21 protein-coding genes and 1 other RNA gene are annotated in these 25,238 nt (G+C 55.5%); 7 read left to right on the plus strand and 15 right to left on the minus strand.

The genetic code is table 11. The features are described from left to right. Positions 1–26: 26 nt before the first annotated feature. A complete protein-coding gene (locus S7A_RS00850; RefSeq protein WP_009087101.1) occupies positions 27–605 on the minus strand; it encodes a YecA family protein in 579 nt (192 codons plus the stop codon). A gap of 170 nt (positions 606–775) precedes the next feature. Here S7A_RS00850 and zapA point away from each other — a divergent pair, with 170 nt between their 5' ends. The 3 genes from zapA (at position 776) to S7A_RS00860 (ending at position 2,014) form a co-directional block, all read left to right on the plus strand. Next, a complete protein-coding gene (zapA, locus tag S7A_RS00855) occupies positions 776–1,105 on the plus strand; it encodes a cell division protein ZapA (RefSeq protein WP_009087102.1) in 330 nt (109 codons plus the stop codon). 39 nt (positions 1,106–1,144) lie between these two features. Continuing rightward, a non-coding RNA gene (gene ssrS / locus S7A_RS20635) (6S RNA) lies at positions 1,145–1,328 on the plus strand. 77 nt (positions 1,329–1,405) lie between these two features. Next, positions 1,406–2,014, plus strand: coding sequence for a 5-formyltetrahydrofolate cyclo-ligase (locus S7A_RS00860; protein WP_141629799.1), 609 nt, complete (start codon positions 1,406–1,408; stop codon positions 2,012–2,014). Between the two features lie 110 nt (positions 2,015–2,124). On the opposite strand, the gene serA is transcribed toward S7A_RS00860, so the two are convergent. Continuing rightward, on the minus strand, positions 2,125–3,363 hold the full coding sequence (gene serA / locus S7A_RS00865; protein WP_009087106.1) for a phosphoglycerate dehydrogenase: 1,239 nt from the start codon (positions 3,361–3,363) through the stop codon (positions 2,125–2,127). 279 nt (positions 3,364–3,642) lie between these two features. Then, on the minus strand, positions 3,643–4,302 hold the full coding sequence (gene rpiA / locus S7A_RS00870) for a ribose-5-phosphate isomerase RpiA (RefSeq protein WP_009087109.1): 660 nt from the start codon (positions 4,300–4,302) through the stop codon (positions 3,643–3,645). A gap of 182 nt (positions 4,303–4,484) precedes the next feature. On the opposite strand from rpiA, the gene S7A_RS00875 reads away from it, so the two are divergent. Beyond that, the gene (locus S7A_RS00875) at positions 4,485–5,390 is read left to right on the plus strand and encodes a LysR family transcriptional regulator ArgP (protein ID WP_009087111.1); all 906 of its coding nucleotides are present in this window, start codon (positions 4,485–4,487) and stop codon (positions 5,388–5,390) included. Between the two features lie 265 nt (positions 5,391–5,655). Here S7A_RS00875 and S7A_RS00880 read toward each other — a convergent pair whose 3' ends face one another. The 7 genes from S7A_RS00880 to tkt form a co-directional block, all read right to left on the minus strand. Then, complete coding sequence (locus S7A_RS00880; protein ID WP_009087113.1) at positions 5,656–6,378, minus strand: oxidative stress defense protein; 723 nt, start codon at positions 6,376–6,378, stop codon at positions 5,656–5,658. Between the two features lie 144 nt (positions 6,379–6,522). Further along, complete coding sequence (argO, locus tag S7A_RS00885; RefSeq protein ID WP_009087115.1) at positions 6,523–7,146, minus strand: arginine exporter ArgO; 624 nt, start codon at positions 7,144–7,146, stop codon at positions 6,523–6,525. A gap of 124 nt (positions 7,147–7,270) precedes the next feature. After that, the gene (gene mscS / locus S7A_RS00890; RefSeq protein ID WP_009087117.1) at positions 7,271–8,167 is read right to left on the minus strand and encodes a small-conductance mechanosensitive channel MscS; all 897 of its coding nucleotides are present in this window, start codon (positions 8,165–8,167) and stop codon (positions 7,271–7,273) included. 191 nt (positions 8,168–8,358) lie between these two features. Continuing rightward, positions 8,359–9,438, minus strand: a complete 1,080-nt coding sequence (fbaA, locus tag S7A_RS00895; protein ID WP_009087119.1) for a class II fructose-bisphosphate aldolase — start codon at positions 9,436–9,438, stop codon at positions 8,359–8,361. A gap of 105 nt (positions 9,439–9,543) precedes the next feature. Beyond that, on the minus strand, positions 9,544–10,707 hold the full coding sequence (gene pgk / locus S7A_RS00900) for a phosphoglycerate kinase (protein WP_009087121.1): 1,164 nt from the start codon (positions 10,705–10,707) through the stop codon (positions 9,544–9,546). Positions 10,708–10,758: 51 nt separating this feature from the next. After that, on the minus strand, positions 10,759–11,778 hold the full coding sequence (gene epd, locus S7A_RS00905; protein WP_009087123.1) for an erythrose-4-phosphate dehydrogenase: 1,020 nt from the start codon (positions 11,776–11,778) through the stop codon (positions 10,759–10,761). Positions 11,779–12,093: 315 nt separating this feature from the next. Further along, a complete protein-coding gene (gene tkt, locus S7A_RS00910; protein WP_009087124.1) occupies positions 12,094–14,088 on the minus strand; it encodes a transketolase in 1,995 nt (664 codons plus the stop codon). Between the two features lie 271 nt (positions 14,089–14,359). On the opposite strand from tkt, the gene S7A_RS00915 reads away from it, so the two are divergent. Continuing rightward, positions 14,360–15,115 (plus strand): M48 family metallopeptidase, encoded by a 756-nt coding sequence (locus S7A_RS00915; protein WP_009087126.1) that lies wholly within the window; start codon positions 14,360–14,362, stop codon positions 15,113–15,115. A 62-nt stretch (positions 15,116–15,177) separates the two neighbouring features. Here the strand turns inward: S7A_RS00915 and S7A_RS00920 are convergent, their stop codons facing one another. The 3 genes from S7A_RS00920 to speA form a co-directional block, all read right to left on the minus strand. Continuing rightward, the gene (locus S7A_RS00920) at positions 15,178–15,588 is read right to left on the minus strand and encodes a YidB family protein (RefSeq protein ID WP_009087128.1); all 411 of its coding nucleotides are present in this window, start codon (positions 15,586–15,588) and stop codon (positions 15,178–15,180) included. Positions 15,589–15,780: 192 nt separating this feature from the next. Further along, positions 15,781–16,701: an agmatinase gene (gene speB, locus S7A_RS00925; protein ID WP_009087129.1), complete on the minus strand. Its 921-nt coding sequence runs from the start codon at positions 16,699–16,701 to the stop codon at positions 15,781–15,783. A gap of 168 nt (positions 16,702–16,869) precedes the next feature. Further along, positions 16,870–18,846 carry a biosynthetic arginine decarboxylase gene (gene speA, locus S7A_RS00930; protein WP_009087130.1) on the minus strand — a complete coding sequence of 659 codons (1,977 nt, stop codon included), beginning with the start codon at positions 18,844–18,846 and terminating at the stop codon, positions 16,870–16,872. Between the two features lie 843 nt (positions 18,847–19,689). Here speA and metK point away from each other — a divergent pair. Together metK and S7A_RS00940 are read left to right on the plus strand one after the other, a co-directional pair. After that, complete coding sequence (gene metK, locus S7A_RS00935; protein WP_009087131.1) at positions 19,690–20,841, plus strand: methionine adenosyltransferase; 1,152 nt, start codon at positions 19,690–19,692, stop codon at positions 20,839–20,841. Positions 20,842–21,361: 520 nt separating this feature from the next. Continuing rightward, the gene (locus S7A_RS00940) at positions 21,362–22,759 is read left to right on the plus strand and encodes a sugar porter family MFS transporter (protein ID WP_009087132.1); all 1,398 of its coding nucleotides are present in this window, start codon (positions 21,362–21,364) and stop codon (positions 22,757–22,759) included. A gap of 69 nt (positions 22,760–22,828) precedes the next feature. Here S7A_RS00940 and S7A_RS00945 read toward each other — a convergent pair whose 3' ends face one another. Both S7A_RS00945 and S7A_RS00950 read right to left on the minus strand, forming a co-directional pair. Then, the gene (locus S7A_RS00945) at positions 22,829–24,097 is read right to left on the minus strand and encodes an O-antigen ligase (RefSeq protein WP_009087133.1); all 1,269 of its coding nucleotides are present in this window, start codon (positions 24,095–24,097) and stop codon (positions 22,829–22,831) included. Further along, positions 24,087–25,193, minus strand: coding sequence for a glycosyltransferase (locus tag S7A_RS00950; RefSeq protein ID WP_009087134.1), 1,107 nt, complete (start codon positions 25,191–25,193; stop codon positions 24,087–24,089). The genes S7A_RS00945 and S7A_RS00950 overlap by 11 nt, the downstream gene beginning before the upstream one ends. Positions 25,194–25,238: the final 45 nt, after the last annotated feature.

Genomic DNA, 25,238 nt, shown 5'->3' on the forward strand with positions numbered 1-25,238 from the left:
AAACTCGTTGACCTGAAACGCCTGACTTAATGCAGCGTCGGCTTTTGCACTTCTGGCGCAGTGGGCTGTGGGCGGGTAAAGGTGTCATGACACAGCAGGGCTGCCACGCGCACATACTCAATCACCTCTTCCAGCGACTGCTCCAGCTCCTCCTGGTCTTCATCCTCTTCATAACCGAGCTGAGCGATGGTGCGCAGGTCATCAATGGCTTCGCCGGTTTCCCCGGTGACCTTATCCAGTTTAGGCTGTGTTACGCCCAGGCCGAGCAGAAAATGGTTCACCCAGCCCGCCAGCGCATCGGCACGGTCAAAGACGGTGATGTCATCATCAGCGGGCAGCAGCAGCTGAAACAGAAAGCCTTCATCTTCCAGCGTGGTCGCCGTGTGCGCGTGCAGTTCTGTCAGTGGCACTGCGAGAGAGTGAGAAAACGCCATGCCTTCGTTAGCCAGATCGTGGACCAGCGTCTTCCAGCTGGTGTCCTGGTTACCGCCGCAGAGGATCCCACTCAGCAGGCCGTGCATTTCTGCGGGCGTCATTCCAACACCCTGCTGTGAGAGCACCGCCGCAAGCGCGTTGTAATCGGGGGTTGCGTTCTGTAAGGACATAAGTTTTCATCGTCGTTGGCAGAATAAGTTCGTGTTATGCTACCACTAGCTGCCTCAAGGTTTCCAGAAAAGGGGTTGTATCTTATTTCGTGGGTCTATATAGTTGCCCGCCTCCCAAGCCATTGACTGCTAAGGGAGTTGCGAGCGAAGTAATCAGTCAGGAAGGTGGCATGTCTGCACAACCGGTAGATTTACAAATTTTTGGTCGTTCGTTAAGAGTGAATTGTCCGCCAGAGCAGCAAGATGCGCTCAATAGTGCGGCTGACGATCTCAATCAGCGGTTGCAAGATTTAAAAGTTCGCACTAGAGTCACAAATACAGAGCAACTGGTGTTCATCGCCGCGTTAAACGTCTGCCATGAGCTGGCGCAAGAGAAAGTGAAAACGCGCGATTATGCTGCTAATATGGAACAGCGTATCCGTATGCTGCAGCAGACGATTGAGCAGGCGTTAGTTGAGCAGGGTCGCATAACCGACCGCCAGGATGCGAAGTTCGAATAAAACTTCATGGTTGCTGTGCTACAGTAACGGTGAGGTAAATTTTCTCTGAGATGTTTGCAAGTGGGCCAGTCCCCTGAGCCGATATTTCGAAAAAACAGAATGTGACGCTCTGTAACCTGTGTGCATGCTCGGTCCGTCCGAGAAGCCTGATGGTTACGACGGCATGTTCACCTTGAACCAAGGGTTCAAGGGTTACAGCCTACGGCGGCATCTCGGAGATCTCCCTTTCAGCACTCCTGCTTTTTTCCCCCGACCGACATGTTATAGTCGCTGAACAGCGACTTATCCGGCGGGGAAATCATGTCTGAACCTTCCATCTCTGCACCTTCCATGTTACAGCGTCAGGAAATTCGCCAGCAGGTGCGTCATCTGCGCCGGGCGCTGACGGACGAGCAGCAGGCCCAGGCGGCCGAACAGCTTGCGGAGCTGGCCCTGAACTACGCCCCGCTCACTGCCGCACAAAACATTGCCCTGTTTCTGTCGGTGGATGGAGAGCTCAACACCCGTCCGCTGATTGCCCGGTTGTGGCATCTGAAAAAAACGGTCTGTCTGCCGGTTTTGCACCCCTTCTCTCCCGGTAATTTACTGTTTCTGCGCTATTCGCCCGATACCCCCTTGCAGACCAATAAGCTGCGTATTCCCGAACCGCCGCTGGATATCCGGCAATTGATCACTCTGGATCAGCTGGATCTGATGATGGTGCCGCTGGTGGCGTTTGATCACGCCGGACAGCGTCTGGGGATGGGAGGAGGCTTCTACGATCGCACGCTGCAGAACTGGCGGCAGCACGGCTTTTTGCCCGTGGGTCTGGCCCACGATTGTCAGCAGGTTGAAAGCCTGCCGGTGGCAGAATGGGATGTGCCTTTGCCGGCCGTAATGACGCCGTCAAAGCTGTGGCAATGGGAGTAGAGGAAGTAGTGTTACGGAATTTTCAGATGACTTAATCCCCTGTCCGGGCGCATATGTCTGCAATGAAACCTGAAGAGACGCGATTAAGCGCCTCTCCAGACGGGTAGCGCTTAGTAAAGTAAACGCGCGCGGATAGTCCCCGGAATAGCCTTCATCAGCTGCAGAGCTTTCTCCGCCACTTCCGGCTCAGCATCGATATCGATGACCACATAGCCCATAAATGGCGACGTCTGCAGATACTGAGCGGCGATGTTAATGCCCTGCTCGGCGAAAATCTGGTTGATCGCCGTCAGCACGCCCGGACGGTTCTCGTGGATGTGCAGCAGACGGCTGGCACTGATGCCGTGGATCGGCAGTGAGACTTCCGGGAAGTTGACCGCCGACAGGGTGGAGCCGTTATCGGAGTATTTCGCCAGCTTGCCCGCAACTTCAATACCGATGTTCTCCTGCGCTTCTTCTGTCGAACCGCCAATGTGCGGCGTCAGGATCACGTTGTCGAACTCACTCAGCGGAGAGATAAAGGGATCGCTGTTGGTGGCTGGCTCGACCGGGAAGACGTCGATGGCCGCGCCTCCCACATGCTTGCTGGCCAGTGCCTCGCACAGCGCCGGGATATCCACAACCGTGCCGCGAGAGGCGTTAATCAGCAGCGCGCCAGGCTTCATCTGCGCCAGCTGCTCCGCCCCGATCATATCCTGTGTCGACACGGTTTCCGGTACGTGCAGGCTCACAACGTCGCTCATGTTGAGCAGTTCCGCCAGATGGCGAACCTGAGTGGCATTACCCAGCGGCAGCTTGTTTTCAATGTCGTAGAAGAAAACGTGCATGCCCAGGCTCTCTGCCAGCACGCCCAGCTGCATCCCGATATGGCCGTAACCGATGATGCCGAGTTTTTTCCCACGCGCTTCGAATGAGCCTTTGGCATTCTTGTTCCAGATACCACGGTGCGCTTTGGCGTTCGCTTCCGGGATACCACGCAGCATCAGCAGCATCTCACCAATCACCAGTTCAGCGACCGAGCGGGTATTGGAGAATGGCGCATTGAAGACCGGAATCCCGCGGCTGGCGGCGGCCTGCAGGTCAACCTGGTTGGTTCCGATACAGAAACAGCCGACAGCGACCAGCTTTTCAGCTGCCGCAAAAATCTCTTCAGTGAGCTGGGAGCGGGAACGGATACCAATGAAGTGCGCATCACGGATGGAGGCTTTTAATGCGTCAGCGTCCAGCGCGCCCTTGTGAAATTCGATGTTGGTGTAGCCTGCAGCCCGCAGGTTGTCCAGCGCGCTCTGATGCACACCCTCCACCAGCAGGAACTTAATCTTATCTTTATCCAGTGATACCTTTGCCATTTCCCGATCCTATTCAGCATTCAATGAGGAGTACCATAAGCCAGCCTTCTGTCAAAATATCAAAAAAATCGCGTCGGGCAATACAAACGATTGCCCGGGAGCCAGCACGGCAACGGCTGGCAGCACCACAATGCCAGACAAAATCACGGGGTCAGGGTTGAAGAGAGAATGAAACCGTTGCGGATAACGGTTATGTGACATAAGTCACCAAATTTCACCCGGGCGAGAAAAGATGATTTGCAGGCAGAAATAAGCGGCGCCGTATCGACGCCGGACAGATCATTTTTTGATGGTTTTCACGCCATCCGGACCGCCTATCAGCGCAATATCGGCGCCGCGTGCGGCAAACAGGCCCACGGTGACCACGCCAGGCAAAGCGTTGATGCTCTTTTCCAGCGCAATCGGATCGAGAATAGTCAGATTATGCACGTCGAGAATGATGTTGCCGTTATCGGTGATGACATTCTGGCGATACTCCGGCAGGCCGCCCATTTTAACCAGCTCACGCGCAACGTAACTGCGCGCCATCGGGATCACCTCGATCGGCAGCGGGAAGCGGCCCAGCACATCGACCTCTTTAGAGGCGTCGGCGATACAGATAAAGGTCTGCGCCACCGCGGCCACGATCTTTTCACGCGTCAGCGCCGCGCCACCGCCTTTGATCATCTGCATCTGCGGGTTGATCTCATCCGCACCATCGACGTAAACCGACAGCAGATCGATCTCGTTCAGGTCAAACACCGGAATGCCCAGGTTTTTCAGTTTCAGAGTCGAGGCATCCGAGCTGGAGACGGCACCTTCGATCTGATGCCTGACTGTGGCAAGCGCATCGATAAAGTGGGCAGCGGTGGATCCGGTGCCTACGCCAACAACCGTCCCCGGCTGCACGTACTCAAGTGCAGCCCAGCCAACGGCTTTTTTCAGTTCATCCTGGGTCATGGTATGTTTAAAACCTGTGCGACAACGAAGTGCGCGTAGTATAAAACAAGGCTGGCTGAAAATGCTCGGCTGACCGACGCGGATTTAACGCTTTGGAAGCCAGCCCACAAAAAACAGGTGAGCCATCACAGGCGGCACTTTTGTGGCATAGTGACGTCCACCCTGAAGGAGAGAGAAGAATAATGAAACGCCCGGATTATCGAACGCTTCAGGCGCTGGATTCAGTGATCCGCGAACGCGGATTTGAGCGAGCCGCACAGAAACTCTGCATCACCCAGTCGGCGGTGTCTCAGCGTATCAAGCAGCTGGAGAACCTGTTTGGTCAGCCGCTGCTGGTGCGCACCGTGCCGCCGCGTCCGACCGAACAGGGCCAGAAACTGCTCGCATTACTGCATCAGGTCGAGCTGTTGGAAGAGGAGTGGCTGGGTGATGAGAACAGTGGAACCACGCCGCTGCTGCTGTCGCTGGCGGTCAACGCCGACAGTCTGGCGACCTGGCTGCTGCCCGCCCTGAAAGATGTGCTGGCCGACTCGCCCGTGCGCCTGAATCTGCAGGTGGAAGATGAAACCCGCACCCAGGAGCGTCTGCGCCGCGGTGAGGTGGTGGGCGCGGTCAGTATTCAGCCGCAGCCACTGCCCAGCTGCCTGGTGGACCAGCTCGGCGCGCTCGACTATCTGTTTGTGGCGTCGCGCGATTTTGCCGATCGCTTCTTCCCCAACGGGGTGACCCGCTCTGCCCTGCTGAAGGCGCCTGCGGTCGCGTTCGACCACCTTGATGATATGCATCAGGCCTTTCTGCAGCAGAATTTCGACCTCTCACCCGGGAGCGTGCCCTGCCACATCGTCAACTCATCGGAAGCCTTTGTGCAGATGGCGCGACAGGGGTCAACCTGCTGTATGATTCCGCATCTGCAGATTGAGCGCGAGCTGGCAAGCGGGGAGTTAATCGATTTGACGCCTGGCCTGTATCAGCGCCGGATGCTCTACTGGCATCGTTTTGCGCCGGAGAGCCGTCTGATGCGTCGGGTCACCGATGCGCTGATAGCGCATGGACATCGGGTGCTGCGTCAGGATGACGTGGCAGCCTGAAAACAAAAACGGGGCGAAAGCCCCGTTTTTGTTGCTGACAAATCGGGATAAAGAAGACTCTTACAACAACAGAAAAGTTAAACGCGCAGGGAGCAGGGTCAGAAGAGGAAAGCGTCCCGCGCCAGGGATGGTGCGGGCCGAGCGGCCAGAGATTGGCCTTAGCGACTTTCCGATCTGACCCTGTTTCCTGTGCAGGCACCGTCTCACAGCGAACCGGGCCAGGTTTTGTCAACAATTTCAAACGGGACATCAGCCCCGTTTTGCATTATGGCGCGTTGGGCTTGAGTTCAAACACCACATCGACCTGATCGTCAAAGTTAATGCTCTGCTGATCGTAGGTTTCCTGGGCTGAGGTATCGGCTGCTGCCGCCGCTTTATACATGCGGTTCATCGGCATCGGCTGATAGTTAGCGACCTGATAGCGGATGCTGTAGATCGGCCCCAGCTTCGCGTTAAAGCCTTCAGCCAGCTGTGAGGCCTGCTGAGTCGCATTCTTAATCGCCGCTTTACGTGCCTGCTCTTTGTAGCTCTCCGGGTTTGCCACGCCTAACTCGACGCTGCGCACCTCGTTCAGACCCGATTTCAGTGCGCCATCCAGCAGATCGTTCAGCTTGTCCAGCTGACGCAGAGTGACCTGAACCTGACGCACCGCGCGATAGCCTTTAAGGACAGATTTACCCTCTTTGGTGTAATCGTACTCTGGCTGGGTACTCAGGTTAGCCGCATCGATATCTTTCTTCTCAATGCCGTTTTTCTGCAGAAAATCGAAATATTGTGCAACCCGGCTGTCCGCCTGCTTTTTCGCATCGGCGGCATCTTTGGATGAGACATTCACCACGATAGAGAGCGTGGCGATATCGGGACGGGCATCGACTGTTGCCTTGCCTGAGGTCACCACGTGCGGCCCATTTGGTAACTCATCAGCGTGTACGCCAGGCAGTGCTCCGGCGCTCATGATTGCGGCCAGAGCCAATGCTTTCAGTTTCATGAAAGTCCTCCTTGAAAAGGTCACTATGACGGCTTCTAACCGGCGAAGCCCAGCAGCGCATCGGTATGCGCCATGCTTTGAGTGGTCATTATGGCAAAAGTTCGCCAGCGGTGCGGCAATAACCGCAGGCTGTTCGCGTTCTGTTCAGAAAGCGGCGATACCTTGGCGCGCCAGTTGCAGGGCAATAAACCACATCACTGCGCCGACCAGCAGGTTAATGATGCGCTGTGCCGTCGCAGTGCGCAGACGCGGTGAGAGCCACGCGGCCAGCAGGGCCAGGCCGAAAAACCACAGGACAGAGGCGCTGATGGTTCCCAGCGCGAACCACTGACGCGCCGCGGTGGTCGGCAACTGACCGCCAAGGCTGCCCAGCACCACAAAGGTATCAAGATAGACGTGCGGGTTGAGCCAGGTTACCGCCAGCAGCGTCGCCACGATGCGTCCCCTGCTCTGCCTGCGCGACGCCCCCTCAGCCAGATCGACATCGCCGCGAAAGGCGTGACGCAGCGCGCCCCAGCCGTACCAGAGCAGAAAGGCCACGCCCGCCCAGGTGATTGCCCCCAGCAGCAGCGGAGAGTGACTCAGGAGTGCACTTCCGCCGAAAATACCGCCGCAAATCAGCAGAATATCGCTCAGCGAGCAGAGCGCTGCCGTCATCAGGTGGTACTGCCGCTTTACCCCCTGATTCATGACAAAGGCGTTCTGCGGACCCAGCGGCAGAATCAGTGCGGCACCCAGGGCAAGTCCCTGAAAGTAGAGAGATATCACAGAATTATGTCCTCACATCGTCAGATGTGAAGCAGTATAAGAGGGGGCGATGATTAGCGGAAATTGAAAGAATTAATCTGCGATTAGCAAAATGAATGGGCGACCGGGGTCGCCCATAAAACGATTACTCCGGCTGGGCCTGTGGCGCGATTGTCTCTGGCGCGGCGGTCTCCGGCTTTTTAACACGGTGCAGATGCACATCCATCTGTGGATAAGGAATGCCAATCCCTTTTCCATCCAGCGCACGCTTAAAGTTCTTCAGCAGATCCCAGTAAACATCCTGCAGGTCTCCGCTGTTGCTCCAGCAGCGCACCACAAAGTTCATTGAGGAGGCCGCCAGCTCATTCAGACCCACCTGCACGCCTTTCTCCTGCAGAACACGGCTATCAGCATCAACTACTTCGCGCAGCAGCGTCAGCACCTGATCAACATCCGCATCGTAAGAGACACCAATGATAAATTCATTGCGGCGTACCGGCTCGCGCGAGAAGTTAACGATGTTACCGGTGATGATTTTACCGTTAGGCACCACCACCAGCTTGCCGTCAGCCGATTTGAGGGTCGTGGAGAAGATCTGTACGTTCATGACCGTCCCCATGATGCCGCCCAGATCGACAAACTCACCGGCCCGGAAGTGGCGGAAAATCACCAGCAGCACACCCGCCGCGAGGTTTGACAGGGAATCTTTTAATGCCAGGCCTACAGCCAGACCGGCTGCACCCAGAATAGCAATGACCGAGGTGGTCTGGACGCCGATACGCCCCAGTGCGGCGATAAGCGTGAACGCGATAATGCCATAGCGTACCAGCGCAGACAGGAAGTCAGCGACCGTGGTATCAATGTGACGCGCGCGCAGCAGACGATTGACCGCATTGGCGATGATGCGCGCAATCATCAGCCCTACCACGATAATCGCAATCGCGGCGACGATGTTTACCGCATAGCTAATCAGGAGTTCCTGATTTCGTATAATCCAGTTTCCCGCGTTGTTGATTTCATCGATCATGCCCGTATCCTGCATGTAACCATCCTGTAATTAAATCCCAAAGGGAATGAGACCAAATTGTCAGAACCGCTCTGACAATCCCTGACAAAAGGGTAAACAATAAATGCCGGTGTGCCAAACCTGCATGACCTTTGACATAAATCTGCTGAAAAAAAGGCAAAAAAAAGGCCCTTTCGGGCCTTTTTTATACGGTAACCACCAGAGTGTTACAGTACGTCAACAGCGTTAAGCTCTTTGAAAGCCTGCTCCAGACGGACCACCATAGACGCCTGGGCAGAACGCAGCCAGACGCGTGGGTCGTAGTATTTTTTGTTTGGCTTGTCGTCGCCTTCCGGGTTACCCAGCTGCGACTGCAGATAGCCTTCGTTCTTTTTGTAGTACTGCAGAATGCCGTCCCAGGTTGCCCACTGGGTATCGGTATCGATGTTCATCTTGATCACGCCGTAGCTGATAGACTCTTCGATCTCTGCTGCTGAAGAACCTGAACCGCCGTGGAAAACGAAGTCCAGCGCGTTGTGCGGCAGGCCATGTTTTTCACACACAAACTTCTGCGAATCACGCAGAATGGTCGGGGTCAGTTTTACGTTGCCTGGCTTGTACACGCCGTGAACGTTACCGAATGACGCCGCAATGGTGAAGCGCGGGCTGATCGCATGCAGTTTTTCGTACGCGTAGTTCACATCTTCTGGCTGGGTGTAGAGTGCAGATGCGTCCATGTGGCTGTTATCAACGCCATCTTCTTCACCGCCGGTGCAGCCCAGTTCAATCTCCAGGGTCATGTCGAGTTTCGCCATGCGCGCCAGGTATTTGCTGCTGATTTCGATGTTCTCTTCCAGAGACTCTTCTGACAGGTCGATCATGTGAGAAGAGAACAGCGGTTTACCGTTTTTCTGGTAGTACTCTTCACCCGCGTCCAGCAGACCGTCGATCCACGGCAGCAGTTTCTTGGCACAGTGGTCAGTGTGCAGAATTACCGGCACGCCATACTGCTCAGCCATCAGGTGAACATGGTGTGCACCCGAGATTGCACCGAAAATAGCGGCGCCCTGTGGTTTGTCAGTCTTGAAACCTTTACCCGCGATGAAAGCCGCACCACCGTTAGAGAACTGAATGATGATTGGTGCTTTAACTTTCGCAGCAGCTTCCAGTGCGGCATTGATAGAGTCGGTGCCGACGCAGTTTACGGCTGGCAGTGCGAATTTGTTCTCTTTCGCGACTTTGAAGATCTTCTGTACGTCATCACCAGTGACAACGCCGGGTTTTACGAAATCAAAAATTTTAGACATGATTGTGTCCTGTTTCGTGACCGTTGTTCCCCTTAAGGAACGTCGATTTAAACGCCCAGACGGGCAAGACTTCAGGCGATGCCGCAGGGCATCACCCCCAAAGGTTTACTGCTTCGCACGCTCTTCCAGCATGGCAACGGCAGGCAGTTTCTTGCCTTCCACGAACTCAAGGAACGCGCCGCCACCGGTAGAGATGTAGGAAATTTTGTCTTCGATACCGAACAGGTCGATCGCCGCTAAGGTGTCGCCGCCGCCAGCCACAGAGAACGCCTCACTGTCTGCAATAGCGTTCGCCACGATTTCGGTGCCTTTACGGAAGTTAGGGAACTCGAATACGCCCACCGGGCCGTTCCACAGGATGGTTTTCGCATCCTTCAGGATGGCAGCCATCGCCTGTGCGGTTTCGTCACCGAAGTCCATAATCTCTTCGTTATCCGCCACTTCCGAAACCTTTTTCACGGTCGCTGGTGCAGTTTCGGAGAATTCCGTGCCGACACGTGAGTCAGTCGGCACCGGAATACCGTGCTGATCGCGCAGGCCTTTCGCTGCTTCAACGAAGTCTGGCTCATACAGGGATTTACCGACTTTATTGTCGATAGCCACGAAGGTGTTCGCGATGCCGCCGCCGACAATCACGGTGTCCGCGATTTTCACCAGCGACTGCAGCACATCAAATTTGGTTGAAACTTTAGAGCCGCCTACGACAGCGACCAGCGGACGCTCAGGGTTGGTCATCACCTTGCCCAGCGCTTCCAGTTCAGCGGAGAGCAGCGGACCGGCACAGGCAACAGGCGCAAATTTGCCGACGCCGTGAGTAGAGGCCTGCGCGCGGTGTGCAGTACCAAACGCGTCCATCACAAAGACGTCGCACAGGGCAGCATATTTTTTAGACAGCGCTTCGTCGTCTTTCTTCTCGCCTTTGTTAAAGCGAACGTTTTCCAGCACCACCAGTTCGCCAGCGCCCACTTCCACGCCGTCGAGGTAATCTTTTGCCAGGGTCACATTGGTGCCGCTCAGCTTCTCTTTCAGGTAGTTCACAACCGGCAGCAGCGAGAACTCTTCGTTGTATTCACCTTCGGTCGGACGACCCAGGTGAGAGGTAACCATTACTTTCGCGCCCTGTTTCAACGCCGCTTCAATGGTGGGCAGAGAAGCACGGATACGTGCATCAGACGTCACTTTACCTTCTTTAACCGGTACGTTGAGATCTGCACGGATCAGCACGCGTTTGCCAGCCAGATCCAGATCGGTCATCTTAATTACAGACATGGTGAACCCTCTCGTTGATTCTCATAAGTTTTGCCAGACGCAAACCGCGTCTTACCTGAAACCGCTTGCGGCCATGGCTAACGTCGTGTCGAGCATTCGGTTAGCAAAGCCCCATTCGTTGTCACACCAGACCAGGGTCTTGATAAGGTGTTGACCGCTGACCCGCGTTTGCGTTCCGTCCACAATGGCGCTGTGCGGATCATGGTTAAAATCTACTGAGACTAACGGTAATTCCGTATAGTCAACTATACCACGAAATGCCCCCTCTGCCGCGCTTTGCAACAGGGTGTTAACCTCGCACGCCTTCACTGCCTGACGAACAGAAACGCTAAGATCAATAGCAGTCACGTTGATCGTCGGGACGCGAACCGCTATCGCCTCAAAGCGATCGTTGAATTTCGGAAAAATGCGGGTGATGCCCGCCGCCAGCCGGGTGTCGACCGGAATGATCGACTGGCTGGCTGCTCGGGTGCGGCGCAGATCGCTGTGATAAGCGTCGATCACCTGCTGATCGTGCATCGCCGAGTGAATCGTGGTGACGGTGCCGGATTCGATGCCAAACGCATCATCCAGCAGTTTAATCACCGGAATAATGCAGTTGGTGGTACAGGAGGCATTGGAGACGATGCGGTCGCTGGCGCTCAGATCCTGCTGATTAACGCCATACACCACGGTCGCGTCGAGATCGTTTCCGCCGGGATGAGAGAACAGCACTTTTTTGGCACCCGCCTGAAGATGCGCTTCGCCATCCGCGCGCGAACCGTAAACGCCGGTGCAGTCCAGTACCACATCAACGTCGAGTTCACGCCACGGCAGATCGGCAATCTCTGCACGGTGCAGAATGCGCAGGGTATCGCCCCCCACCCACATCACATCGCGCTCCTGCCGCACATCAAAAGCAAAACGGCCATGGCTGGTGTCATATTTCAGCAGGTGCGCCATCCCGGTGGCTTCCGCCAGCTCGTTGATCGCCACCACCGTAATCTCCGCCCGCCGGCCCGTTTCATATAACGCGCGCAGAACGTTGCGTCCAATCCGGCCAAAACCATTTATTGCTACCCGTACCGTCATTTCTCTCCTGCCACGTCAGACTGAAAAAAACGTGCCGTTAGCCTGAGCGTTTCACTGCATTTTGTACAGGAGATTCTTACCCGGCATTGTCCGAAACCAGGGCAAGTTGCCTGGCGACTGAAACGGTTCAGCTACAATAATGGAAGGAAGGAATAACGGGAATGACTGTGATCAATCTGACTGCTTATATTTAGATCTGCGTCACAAATTGAGGCGAAAACAGGTTATTACTACAGGAATAAAAGAGCGAGAGGGACGAAAAAGTCGTCCCTCTGCGTTTAGCGCCAGGCGGGTTCAGGCCCGCCTGACCGGTTTTTACGCCAGCAGCGCTTTGGCTTTCGCCACAACGTTGTCGACGGTAAAGCCAAACAGTTCAAACAGCTGATCCGCAGGCGCTGATTCGCCGAAGCTGGTCATGCCGACGATGGCCCCATTCAGACCGGTGTATTTGAACCAGTAATCTGCGATGCCCGCTTCGATAGCCACGCGCGCGCTGACCGCTTTTGGCAGAACGGCTTCGCGATACGCATCGCTCTGCTTGTCGAAGGCATCCGTTGAAGGCATAGAGACGACACGCACCTTACGACCTTCGCTGGTGAGTTTGTCCCACGCACCGACAGCCAGTTCTACTTCTGAACCGGTGGCGATCAGGATCAGCTCAGGCGTGCCGTCGCAATCTTTCAGCACATAGCCGCCGCGCGCCACGTTAGCCAGTTGCTCAGCGTCACGCGCTTGCTGCGCGAGGTTCTGACGGGAGAAGATCAGTGCCGTCGGGCCATCCTGACGTTCAATCGCGTATTTCCACGCCACGGCAGATTCAACCTGGTCACACGGACGCCACAGGCTCATGTTTGGCGTGGTGCGCAGGCTGGCCATCTGTTCAACCGGCTGGTGCGTCGGGCCATCTTCGCCCAGACCGATGGAGTCGTGGGTGTAGACCATGATCTGACGGATCTTCATCAGTGCCGCCATACGCGCAGCGTTACGCGCATACTCAACGAACATCAGGAAGGTGGCCGTGTAAGGCAGGAAGCCGCCGTGCAGCGCCAGGCCATTAGCGATAGCGGTCATACCGAATTCACGCACGCCGTAATGGATGTAGTTACCTGCCGCATCTTCATTGATCGGCTTAGAGCCCGACCAGACAGTCAGGTTGCTCGGCGCCAGGTCAGCTGAACCGCCCAGGTATTCCGGCAGAATTTTACCGAAGGCTTCAATCGCATTCTGTGAGGCTTTACGGCTGGCGATCTTCGCCGGGTTCGCCTGCAGCTGCTCAACAAATTTCTGAGACTCTTCCTGCCAGTTAGCAGGCAGCTCATTGCTGATGCGACGCTTAAACTCAGCGGCCAGTTCCGGGTGAGCCTGCGCGTAAGCCGCGAATTTCTCATCCCAGGCGGACTCTTTCGCCTGACCCGCTTCTTTCGCGTCCCACTCAGCGTAGATCTCTGACGGGATAACGAACGGTGCGTGGTTCCAGCCCAGCTGTTTACGGGTCAGCGCCACTTCGTCATCACCCAGCGGTGCGCCGTGTGAATCATGGGTGCCCGCTTTGTTCGGCGAACCGAAGCCGATGACGGTTTTGCACATCAGCAGTGATGGCTTGTCGCTGACGCTTTTCGCTTCGTCGATCGCTTTAGCAATCGCATCCGCATCGTGACCATCAACGCCGCGCACAACGTGCCAGCCGTAAGCTTCAAAGCGCTTAGCGGTGTCATCGGTGAACCAGCCATCAATGTGACCGTCGATAGAGATACCGTTGTCATCATAGAAGGCCACCAGTTTGCCCAGCTTCAGCGTACCCGCCAGTGAGCAGACTTCGTGCGAGATGCCTTCCATCATGCAGCCATCACCCATGAAGACATAGGTATTGTGGTCTACGATGTCATGACCCGGACGGTTGAACTGCGCGGCCAGGGTGCGCTCAGCGATAGCGAAACCGACCGCATTAGCGATGCCCTGCCCCAGCGGACCGGTGGTGGTTTCAACGCCGGCGGTGTAGCCATATTCCGGGTGACCTGGAGTTTTTGAGTGCAGCTGGCGGAAGTTTTCCAGTTCGCTCATCGGCAGATCGTAGCCGGTGAGGTGCAGCAGGCTATAGATCAGCATGGAGCCGTGACCGTTGGAAAGCACGAAACGGTCGCGGTCAGCCCACTGCGGGTTGGTCGGGTTGTGGTTCAGGTAACCGCGCCAGAGTACTTCAGCGATGTCCGCCATACCCATTGGGGCACCCGGATGTCCCGATTTCGCTTTCTGTACTGCATCCATACTTAACGCACGAATGGCGTTGGCAAGCTCTTTACGAGAGGGCATTTTCTACTCCAGGTCGGATTAATGCTTCGCGCCTTAACTTATTGTTATTAATGAGTTACCGGGCAAAACAAGGAAAAAGTTGCCCATCAATGTACATGAAAATCGGGGCAAAAGTACATGCTGTAAAACGCTAAATGTCACCGCTTCGTATGGCTTTTCCGGCCAACTCTGCTAGCAAAGTGCAGACTGGCAGGCTATAACCAAAACGTTTATTCACCTGGCACGGTTTCAGGTGTTTGTTTTTCTTACCTTGTTATGAATGGGATAGAGCATGAAAATCCAGAAAACGGTATTAGCGCTTGGACTGGCGACGCTGCTGAGCGGCTGTCAGGGGCTGGACAATAACGCGCTGATGCAGTCAGGCGCACAGGCCTATCAGGCTTACACGCTGAGCGACGATCAGGTTAAGCAGCTGAGCGATAAGTCCTGTGATCAGATGGACAAAGAGAATCAGATCGCGCCGGCTGACAGCCAATATCAGCAGCGTCTGAACAAGATTGCTGCCGCGCTGGGCGACAACATCAATGGCGTTCCGGCTAACTACAAGGTTTACCAGACGAAAGATGTCAACGCCTGGGCGATGGCAAACGGCTGTATCCGTGTCTACAGCGGACTGATGGATATGATGACCGACAATGAAGTCGAAGGGGTACTGGGCCATGAGATGGGTCACGTTGCGCTGGGCCACACCCGTAAAGCGATGCAGCTGGCGTATGCCACCACTGCGGCCCGCACGGCTGCCGCGTCGGTTGGCGGGGTGATCGGTTCGCTGTCGCAGTCGCAGCTGGGCGAACTGGGTGAGAAACTGGTCAACGCGCAGTTCTCCCAGTCGCAGGAGTCACAGGCGGATGACTACTCCTATGACCTGATGAAGAAGCGCAACATTAACCCCATGGGGCTGGTCACCAGCTTTGAGAAACTGGCGAAGCTGGAACAGGGCCGTCAGAGTTCAATGTTTGACTCCCACCCGGCTTCAGAAGCGCGCGCTCAGCATATCCGCGATCGCATTGCTGCCGACGCGAAATAAGAGACAATCAGGCGCATCATCCTTCAGGGCGATGCGCCTGATAACTTCCGGCTCTGGCTGATTCAGCGCTTAAATATCTGATCCACCATTGAGCCTAAATCGAGTTTATTCTCATGCAGTGACGCCTCATCCATGCGCCCCTGCGGTGACATCCTGTCGATCAGCTGCGGCAGAATCACCGCCAGCGTGCCTGCTGCGCCCTTAACGTCGGTTCCCAGCTTATCCGCCAGTGACTGCAGTTCCGCCTGACCAAACGCCGAGTGGATATCGCTGTGCGCGACCGGCTGATTGCTGCCGGTGCCAATCCACGAGCTAAAGACTTCACCCAGCCCGCCCTGCTGAAATTTTTGCAGCAGCACTTCAATGCCGCCCTGCTCCTGTACCCAGTGCCACACCGCCTGCAGCTGGCCGGGCAGATGCCCGTCACTCTGACTGCCCTGCAGTGAGCCCGCCAGTTCATCAAGAAAGCCCATGATTGCCTCCACGTCGAAAATTGATGTCACTAAGTTTAGTTGCTGATGTGCAGTTGCGCCTGAACCGCATGGCCGAGGCCAGCAGCCGGTCAGACAGGGTATTCGTCAGGAAAACGCAGAGGGGGAATGGCGGGAGACGGCAGCAAAGCCTGCCGGATTATCCCGGCAGACTTATCAGAGGGGTGCGGCAAATCAGCCCTTGTTGGCCGCCTGAACATGCAGCATATCCAGGGCCAGCGTCGCCGCGGCCAGCGCAGTTAAATCTGCATGGTCATAGCCCGGTGCCACTTCCACCAGATCCATACCCACGATGTTCATGCCCTGCAGGCCACGGATCAGTTTGGTCGCTTTATCGGTGGTCAGGCCGCCAATGACCGGCGTACCGGTGCCAGGTGCATGAGCCGGGTCCAGACAGTCGATATCGAAGGTGAGATAGACCGGCAGATCGCCGACGGTGCGTTTTACTTCAGCGAGGATATCGTCAACGCTGCGGTCATTGACCTGCGCCGCATCCAGCACGTTAAAGCCCAGGCTCCGGTCAAATTCAGTTCGGATACCGATCTGCACCGAGTGCTGAGGATCGATCAGCCCCTCTTTCGGCGCGGTAAAGAACATGGTGCCGTGGTCAAAGGTCGGGCCGTTGGAGTAGGTGTCGGTGTGGGCATCAAAGTGCACCAGCGCCATCTTGCCGAAATGTTTCGCATGCGCGCGCAGCAGCGGCAGCGTCACGTAGTGGTCGCCGCCAAAGGTCATCATGCGCTTGCCACTGGCCAGCAGTTTTTCGGCGTGCGCCTGTAATTTATCGGAGAGATCCTGTGAGTCACCGAAGGCGTAAACCAGATCGCCGCAGTCGACAACGTTCAGACGCTGACGCAGATCGAAATCCCACGGCCAGCGGCAGCCTTCCCAGGCCAGGTTGGTGGAGATCTGGCGGATGGCGCCCGGCCCCAGGCGGCTGCCCGGACGACCAGAGGTGGCAGCATCAAACGGTACACCGGTAATCACCCACTCTGCGTCGCTGTCATAAGGCTGGAAGTTCAGCGGAAAGCGCATGAAGCCGAAGGCGTTAGAGACCAGGGAGTTGTCGTACTGATTGCCAAGCGTGTTATACATAATTGCTCTCTCTATGCGTAAGTCGGGCCAGGCCCGCAAGCCATTAAGGTTGAGATAAAAAAAATCCCCTCCGCGTCGTTAGGCCCGACGAGGAAGGGATTGAGTGAGTCAGATTATCGGCATAGTCAGCGGCAACTGCAATATACGATTGCGGGCTGAACGATGCGATTACTCATCTTCTAAATAGGTGTATCCGTAGAGGCCGCTCTCAAACTCTTCCAGGAACTGGGCACGAAGCTCTTCGTCGAGATCGGACGCCTGCACCTGATTGCGGAACAGCGACATCAGCTGGTTAGGATCAAGCTGCACATAGCGCAGCATGTCTGCCACGGTGTCACCCTCATCCGACAGCTGCACTTCCACTTCGCCATTTTCGCGCGCGTAGACATCCACCGCCTCGGTATCACCGAACAGGTTGTGCATGTTGCCCAGAATTTCCTGATAAGCCCCGACCATGAAGAAGCCCAGCATCGGCGGGTTATCCAGGTCATATTCCGGCATCGGCATGGTGGTGGCGATACCGTCGCCATCCACATAGTGATCGATGGTACCGTCAGAGTCACAGGTGATGTCGAGCAGCACAGCGCGGCGTTCCGGCTTCTTATTCAGCCCTTCCAGCGGCAGAACCGGGAAGAGCTGATCGATACCCCATGCATCCGGCATCGACTGGAACAGCGAAAAGTTAACGTAGATCTTATCCGCCATTCGCTCCTGCAGTTCGTCGATGATCGGACGATGCGCACGGTTGCTCGGATCAAGATGCTGCTGAATATAGTGACAGATGCTCAGATAGAGCTGCTCAGCCCATGAACGCTGCTTAAGATCGTAAGTGCCGGAAGAGTAACCGGTATGGATATCGAACAGGTCCATCTGGCTGTCGTGCAGCCACTCACGCAGCGAACGGCGGGTATCCGGCTCATGCATCTCCTGCCAGGTTTCCCACATGCTGAGAATCGGGCGCGGCGCATCGGCATCCGGCGTTTCAGGTTCGCTGAACTCATTACGCTCCACGCCGATGATGTTAGAAACCAGCACCGTATGGTGTGCGGTCACGGCGCGACCGGACTCGGTGATCACCGTCGGATGCTCCAGGCCGTGCTCATCACAGGCGGCCCCGATGCCCCAGATCACGTTGTTAGCATACTCATTGAGGCCATAGTTGACCGAACAGTCAGACTGCGAGCGCGTGCCTTCATAATCGACACCCAGACCGCCGCCGACGTCGAAACATTTGATGTTTACGCCCAGCTTCGCCAGTTCGACATAGAAACGCGCCGACTCACGCACACCGGTGGCGATATCGCGGATATTGGACATCTGTGAACCGAGATGGAAATGCAGCAGCTGCAGGCTGTCGATGCGGCCCGCTTCGCGCATAATCTCAACCAGCTTCAGCACCTGCGTCGCTGACAGGCCAAACTTCGACTTTTCGCCGCCGCTCGACTGCCACTTGCCGGAGCCCTGTGACGCCAGGCGAGCACGGATACCCAGACGCGGCACCACGTTCAGACGCTCCGCCTCTTCCAGCACCAGCCGCACTTCGGTCATTTTTTCCAGCACCAGATAGACCTTGTGGCCCATCTTCTCGCCAATCAGCGCCAGACGAATATATTCCCGGTCTTTATAACCGTTACAGACGATCACCGTGCGGGTCTGACCCGCATGTGCCAGCACCGCCATCAGCTCCGCTTTCGAGCCAGCCTCCAGGCCCAGCGGTTCACCGCACTGGGTCAGGGATTCAATGACGCGTTTATGCTGGTTGACTTTAATCGGGTAAACCAGGAAGTAGTCACCGGTATAGCCGTAGGATTCACGCGCACGTTTGAACGCGCCGTTAATAGAGCGCAGACGATGTTGCAGGATCTGCGGGAAGCAGAACAACGCGGGCAGACGCTGGCCCTGTGCTTCGCGCTCTTTCACCAGCCGGGCTAAATCGACGCGCACATCCGGGCGATCCGGATCCGGGCAGACACTGATGTGGCCCAGTTCGTTGACGTCGTAATAGTTGTTGCCCCACCAGGCGATGTTGTACGTCCGCAACATTTTGCTCGCGTCCTGATCGTTCATTGCAACCTCCTGCATGGAGCGGAGTGCACCCTGTTCGCCAGCTGACGAACCTTTGATATTCTTCATGTCGTCAGACATCGCGAACCTCAATTTTCCGTTGAAAGATGAAACTGTTAACCGGCTTTATGGCCGCTAATCTGAAACGCAGATACCCCATTAAACGTCATGTCCTGTTCACCTGACGTTGCCGTCAGCGCGCTTCACGCATATGAGTTAAGTGTAAAACACCCTGGCCAGATCCGTTTAAACAGAGAACATTTACCCGATCTTTATTGACCATAGATAACCGGTCTCGTTCCACTGCGTGGACGCAGAGAAGAGACAAAGCCCTGAGAACAGAGGTAAAGATTAGCCAGCGCTCGTGTCGGTAAAATTACCGCATCGCAGATATTGTCGGCTGGAAAGAGAAACAGAGGGGAGGCAGGAGCGCGCCAGTGTTGCGCCAGAGCGCAGAGAACCGGGAGAAGAAAAAGCGTGGTTCATTACTTGTATCACCTCCGCATATGCCAGGGGCACATGGAGAACAACCAGGGTGAAAGCCAGAGCGGTGTCTGACGGGCGCGACGCACACAGTGGCGTCATCCTTGCTGCGGCTAGCGAAGCAGCGGCGTTTTATACCGTTTACGGCGCTAAAAAGCAAAAAGATTATCGGGTAATTCCGTGGAGTGTCAGCAAATTATGCCGATAAAGCTGACAGGTAAAATGCCGAAACAGAAAAAGGGCTGGTAATTGGTTTATCCTCTATCCTAAAATAGCCGTCCAGATGGTTTTCCATCTAAACAGGTTAATATCCAGGCGGTGTTGGCCTGCTGTGCTGACACAACCTCACTGCTCGCGGCTTTGCCTGAAGGGGCGTCAGGTCAGATAACCTCACTGGCGCTATGCAGTCGAATTCAAACCATATTTAAGGTAAAGAACAGAATGGCTAAACACCTTTTTACGTCCGAGTCCGTATCAGAAGGACATCCCGATAAAATCGCCGACCAGATTTCCGATGCCGTGCTGGATGCGATCCTGGAACAGGATCCAAAAGCGCGTGTGGCCTGCGAAACCTACGTTAAAACCGGTATGGTACTGGTTGGTGGTGAAATCACCACCAGCGCCTGGGTCGATATCGAAGAGATCACCCGTAACACCGTTCGCGAAATCGGCTATGTTCATTCCGATATGGGCTTTGATGCCAACTCCTGCGCCGTATTGAGCGCAATTGGCAAACAGTCTCAGGATATCAATCAGGGTGTTGACCGCACCGATCCGCTGGAACAGGGCGCGGGCGACCAGGGCCTGATGTTCGGTTATGCGACCAACGAAACCGACGTTCTGATGCCTGCACCGGTGACCTATGCACACCGTCTGGTTCAGCGTCAGGCAGAAGTGCGTAAAAACGGCGCCCTGCCGTGGCTGCGTCCGGATGCCAAGAGCCAGGTCACTTTCCAGTATGACGATGGCAAAATTGTCGGCATCGATGCGGTCGTGCTGTCAACGCAGCACGCGGAGTCCATCAGCCAGAAAGATCTGCAGGAAGCGGTGATGGAAGAGATCATCAAGCCGGTTCTGCCTGCCGAGTGGCTGAACGCCTCAACCAAATATCACATCAACCCGACCGGTCGCTTTGTGATCGGCGGCCCGATGGGCGATTGCGGTCTGACCGGTCGTAAAATCATCGTCGACACCTACGGCGGCATGGCGCGTCACGGTGGCGGTGCGTTTTCCGGTAAAGATCCGTCAAAAGTTGACCGCTCTGCGGCCTATGCAGCGCGTTATGTCGCGAAAAACATCGTCGCAGCCGGTCTGGCTGACCGTTGTGAAATTCAGGTCTCTTATGCGATCGGCGTTGCTGAACCGACCTCCATCATGGTGGAAACCTTTGGCACCGAGAAAATTGCGACCGAACAGCTGACGCTGCTGGTACGTGAATTCTTCGACCTGCGTCCCTATGGTCTGATTCAGATGCTGGATCTGCTGCACCCTATCTACAAAGAGACCGCCGCTTACGGTCACTTTGGTCGCGAACATTTCCCATGGGAAAAAACCGATAAAGCCGCCCTGCTGCGTGAAGCGGCTGGCCTGTAAGTTTTCCGGCTGATCATGAAACCCTGCCACGCCGGCAGGGTTTTTTATTGCCTTTTCAGTGGCTTTGCCTGCGTGCAGCACGGGCAGATTGTTCTCAGTTTTGCACTCTCTGCCCGCTCTCTCCTGACCGGATAAAACGCTTCTGCCCGACCTTCCCGCCGCTCCTCAGCAGGTTTTCTAATCTCAGCTACACTTCATTGCGCTTTTTCTGACAACAAAATGTTAACGATTACAAATTGAAATGCTTTGTTTATCTGACATTTAAGATTTAACGCACGTGGTTATTCTGTTCAAAATGCGTTATTTTCAGCGTCGTCTGATAGCCAATAAATAGAGCATTGTCAGAAACTTAATAAGTGCTATACCTCACTGGTTAATTAATCTTTACGGGTAAAATATGCTGAATTTCAGGGTTTCAGCGTGTGTAAGCGATTACACTGATGTGATCAGACTCACTTTTTTCCCGTAAAAGGTTTTTTAACATTGATAAAAACAATGATGGATAAACCTGGAGGCTAAAATGCCTGGCAATACACACAAAAGCAGAACTTCAAATAAGGCGATGACCTTATTTGTCTGCTTTCTGGCAGCCCTTGCGGGTCTGCTGTTCGGTCTGGATATCGGCGTGATTGCCGGTGCCCTGCCGTTTATCGCAAAGGACTTCAACGTTACCGCTCATCAGCAGGAGTGGATCGTCAGTTCCATGATGTTTGGTGCTGCGGTGGGGGCTATCGGCAGCGGCTGGATGTCCTCCCGCCTGGGCCGTAAAAAGAGCCTGATGGCCGGTGCGATTCTGTTCGTTATCGGTTCTCTCTGGTCGGCGATGGCGCCAAACCCGGAGATGCTGATCAGCGCCCGCGTATTGCTGGGTCTGGCAGTCGGTGTCGCCTCTTATACCGCCCCGCTTTATCTTTCTGAAATCGCTCCAGAAAAAATTCGCGGCAGTATGATTTCGCTCTATCAGCTGATGATCACCATCGGGATTCTGGGTGCTTACCTGTCTGATACCGCCTTCAGCTTTACCGGCAACTGGCGCTGGATGCTGGGCGTCATCACCATCCCTGCCCTGCTGCTGCTGATCGGTGTCTTCTTCCTGCCTAACAGCCCACGCTGGCTGGCAGCGCGTGGCAACTTCCGCGATGCACAACGCGTACTGGACCGCCTGCGCGACACCAGTGAGCAGGCAAAACGTGAGCTGGATGAGATTCGTGAAAGCCTGAAGATCAAGCAGTCTGGCTGGGGTCTGTTTACCAGCAGCAGCCACTTCCGTCGTGCCGTCTACCTCGGCATTCTGTTGCAGGTTATGCAGCAGTTTACCGGTATGAACGTCATCATGTACTACGCACCTAAAATCTTTGAAATTGCCGGCTTCGCCAACACCACGCAGCAGATGTGGGGTACGGTCATCGTTGGTCTGGTCAACGTGCTGGCGACCTTTATTGCCATTGGCCTGGTGGATCGCTGGGGCCGTAAACCGACCCTGATTCTGGGCTTTATGGTGATGGCTGCCGGTATGGGCGTGCTGGGAACGATGCTGCACTTTGGCATTACCTCGCCGGGCGCACAGTACTTCGCGGTAGGCATGCTGCTGATGTTCATCGTTGGCTTCGCGATGTCAGCCGGTCCGCTGATCTGGGTACTCTGTTCTGAAATTCAGCCGCTGAAAGGCCGCGATTTCGGTATCACCGTCTCGACCACCACCAACTGGATCGCCAACATGATCGTGGGTGCGACCTTCCTGACGATGCTGAATACCCTGGGCAACGCCAACACCTTCTGGGTCTACGCGCTGCTTAACCTGTTCTTCATTCTGCTGACGCTGATGCTGATTCCGGAGACCAAAAACGTCTCGCTGGAACACATCGAACGTAACCTGATGGCCGGTAAAAAACTGCGCGACATCGGTGCACGCGACTAACCGTTAAGCAATAAAAAAAGGGCGGGGTTTCTCAGGAAACCCCGCCCTTTTTATTGGTTCAGCCCCTTATCATACCGGGGTGACCCGCACGTCCGGCCGGGGCCGCGGCAGGCAGCAGATCGCCAGCGCCATGATAAAGATGGTAGCAGTCTGGTTATAGGGCAGCACCGAATCGGTCAGCCCGGTGATAAACAGCGCCAGCATCGGCAGCGCCGCCCCGCGCAGATCGCACTTCTTCAGCCAGCCCGCCAGCGTCGTCAGATAGAGCAGCGCCAGCGACAGCGTCCCCAGCCATCCCTGTAACGTCGTCACTTCGAGAAACTCGTTGTGCATGTTGTATTTGACGTTGGTGTAGCCTTCCACATTGAGCGGATAGTGTTTGATGATGAACTGGCGCGCCTCCGTAGTGCGCGCATCCGGCGTTGCGAAGCCGCCGTGATGCTCAATAAAGTTCATCGCTCCGCCCCAGATCGCCACGCGTGCACCCAGCGAGGTCGAGCTGTTGGAGCCAAAGTTCTCAATATCCTGCACCCCTTCCACCCAGCGGTTACTGGTCATCAGGATCAGCAGCGCCACGACGCCCACCGCCAGCGTGCCGACGCGCCAGTTAGTGAGCAGCGACAGCCGGTAACTCTGCACCACAAACAGCAGGCCTGTGGCGATCAGCGCAATCAGCGTCACGCGGGTCGCACACAGGTAGAGCAGCGCGAAGGTGACAGCCAGCACCACCACATCGGCAACCTTCCAGTAGCGATGCGTCTCAAAACGACTCAGCCACAGCCAGGCGCAGTAGATAAACAGAATCATGTAGGAGGACATCGACGCCGCTTCAGTCGTGAGTTTGATGCGGATGTTCGCGGTGTAGAGATGCTCATGAATACCGAAGCCCAGCGTAATCAGCAGTCCGATCAGAATGAGCACTTTCCCGATACGCAGTGTGGTCAGGGAAACCCGATCGCCATAAATAGCCAGGCTGAGGAGAATAAACGCGCCCAGCAACAGCCGCTTAGCGCCCAGCAGGTAGTTGCCGATATTGGTTATCGCATCGGTTGAGGGGGCGGTCTCAATCCCCTTAACGTGAAGGGCCCAGAACAGACGGATCAGGGCAAAGATAACCAGAACAGCGAACAGCGCGAGATAAAAACCCGCTCCCCTGAAGTCGATCCGTCTGCGCACCAGACCATAGAGTATGGAGGCAACGGAGAGATAGGAGACGAAGTAGAATATTTTTTGCGGCAGACCGGTAACAAACATATTCAGTGAGAGTGCCAGGCAGAGCGCAATCACGGAGAAATTAACCAGTAACGTTAATCCATTGCGTTCGGTTTTATTCGTCATGCTTAACCTCAGTAAGGCGATTAAGCACGGTCATCAGGTGCTTCATATAATTTTCCTCATAAAAACCGGTGATGCTCGCTTTAATAACCTGATGGTCAGGGAAACGGAAATCCCCGCTCATGGCGTTGAGAATAGCGGCCAGCGCCATGCTGTCATTGACAGGGTAGAGCTGACCATTGTGACCGTTCTGAATAATTTCCGCCGGACCGCTGATGCAGTCGGATGAGACGCAGTAGACGCCGCGCGACATCGCCTCCAGCAGGATCAGCGGGAACCCCTCAAAGTTGGAGGTCATGAGCAGACAGCTGACCTGTCTGATGTGGTGGAGGACATACTCCCAGGCGTTCTCCTGCCAGCCATGCCAGGTAATGCGATCCGCAATCCCAAGCTGCGCCGCGTAGTGCTGGCACTGCGCCAGATCCTCGCCATCTCCCACCATCTCCAGCGTCCAGGGGACGCTGACCTGCTGCAGGGCATCAAACAGATCTTTCAGCTGTTTCTGTCGCTGGAAGTGGATGCGCCCGATATAGAGAAACTTCAGCCCCTGCGGGCGGCCAATGACCACCTCAGTGCGCTTTACCGGGTTATAGATCACATCAACGTCTGTATCGCGCGCGCCCAAATCCACCAGCTGCTGTTTAATCTGCTGGCTGATGGCGAAATGGTGATCGGCCCGCAGCAGATAGTGGGGACGGTAACGTTCACGCGGGGGCAGATGCATCCAGCTCGACAGCATGATTTTACGGCCGGAGAGGCTGATGGCGCGGCGCGTCATCAGGCAGGGAATCGTATTCAGGGTCAGGACATGATCGGGCTGATAGCGGCGAAAAAAGGCGGCCATTCGCAGCGTATGAATCAGATTTTTTATCTTTTTGTTGCGCAGCGTGCAGACGCTCTCGGCTAAAACAGCGTTGGCGGTCCAGGCACGGGAGTGGCTCTCTTCGCCGCTGTTGATAATAAACAGCCCCGCTTCCGTTCCGGCCTCCGCATTCAGCGCGGTAATCAGCTGACCGGTCACATTCTCCATACCGCCGCGACCTGCCATCAAATCGGTCACCAGCACAATGCGCTGCTTCCTGATGTTATTATTTTTCATTGCGTTGTCCGTACACTGTGCCTGTCGCATCTCATCGGTTCACGC

The sequence above is a fragment of the Pantoea sp. Sc1 genome (assembly GCF_000255315.1).
In the GTDB taxonomy this organism is placed as follows: domain Bacteria; phylum Pseudomonadota; class Gammaproteobacteria; order Enterobacterales; family Enterobacteriaceae; genus Pantoea; species Pantoea anthophila.